Source organism: Erysipelothrix aquatica, assembly GCF_009828775.2.
In the GTDB taxonomy this organism is placed as follows: Bacteria; Bacillota_I; Bacilli_A; order Erysipelotrichales; family Erysipelotrichaceae; genus Erysipelothrix; species Erysipelothrix aquatica.
On the sequence record NZ_WTSY02000090.1, the window covers coordinates 1 to 1,317 of the forward strand.

The window sequence follows — 1,317 nt, forward strand, 5'->3', positions numbered from 1 at the left end:
TCTTTGTACAATAATCTCATTATTTCCATTTTAGAAATCCCCCTGATCTAATATGTAAATATACTGAGCTAGTAGTAATCAGGAAAAGAAAAGTCAACGAAATCCCACTTCCAAGTAAGATAATCGTTGGTATTTCGGGACCATTAATGATATTAAATAGTATTGATATTGCAATAAAAGTAGAAACTAAAACTGCAATGATTTCAATTGGTAAAAGCAACTTTAGGTACATAACTGCAATATCATCATCACTTCCCCCGTACAACTTGTTAATCGTTATTTTTCTCTTATCTAAAGCCAAGTTATGATTTACCAACATATAAAAAATAAGCATGATAATAATATATGAAACAATCATTAGATTTGTTGCAGCATTACTTGCTATGACTTCTAACAATGATCGATTCACTTGCACATTAAAAATTTGATAATCATTAGACGAGAAAACATTATCTATCTGGCTCAAACAATCTGTACAGTCAGTTTCGATATAGTATTCACCTTCAACTGTGTCCCCAAAATACTGATAATTTGCTATATAATCAAAATATCGTTTATCAGTTTTTTGAAACTTTCCTGTGACTCGATCTTCATTGATACCATATATATCAAGATTATTTGAATAGAAAGAATTGTCAGCAACGAGAAAAAATTCTCCGTTGATTGTTGATATATCCTCAAACAAAGATGATGAATCTCTATTTATAAGTAATACTTCAATTCCGTTTGAGTCATATGGAACGTAAACTATTGTCGTTTTAGTCAAGCCAAAAAGATCATTAAGATTCCTATAAGTTTTTTCCCTACCATCACTCACTGTCGGTGAAATAGAAGTTACATTCACTTTTTTCACGTTTTCAGTTAGACCAAATTGATTGACACTATTATGTCGGTAAGAAACAAAAATGAAAACAACAATTATAAATGTAACTAACGAGAATAGTAATGATAAAATAAATGTTTTGAGCCTCATGTATGTCTCCTTGATTGAAGAGGATAGATTACACAAAACACATATTTTAAATTATATTAGCATAAGATTAGATATACATAATCATACTATTAGGAAATACCTGTTGACCTAAAATCAAATCCATACCTAAATTGTGTGCTAGGTGCCCACGGATTCAAACTATCCCAGTATCTATATGATTTTGAGTGTATACCACCACCATTATATGTGTCGGTATACATCTTGTAGGTATCATGAGTTCCTTCTGAACCTTCAAAAAACCTTATCCAACCGTTACTATATTCGGCATGAGCACTATATAAGTAACCAGGTGCTACCTGGATATAACCATCATAGTATAAACC

2 protein-coding genes are annotated in these 1,317 nt (G+C 31.1%); both read right to left on the minus strand.

The window, feature by feature from the left end:
* Positions 1–19 precede the first annotated feature (19 nt).
* Entirely contained in the window at positions 20–973 is a 954-nt protein-coding gene (locus GVV20_RS10570; RefSeq protein WP_159740520.1) for a hypothetical protein, read from the minus strand.
* An 89-nt stretch (positions 974–1,062) separates the two neighbouring features.
* Positions 1,063–1,317 (minus strand): hypothetical protein (locus GVV20_RS10575; protein WP_250690218.1); only part of this gene is annotated, 255 nt, incomplete at its 5' end.

What these genes read in the sequence shown, in the direction of transcription:
- GVV20_RS10570 (WP_159740520.1), bottom strand. Translation starts at nt 973, where the DNA reads ATGAGGCTCAAAACATTTATTTTATCATTACTATTCTCGTTAGTTACA.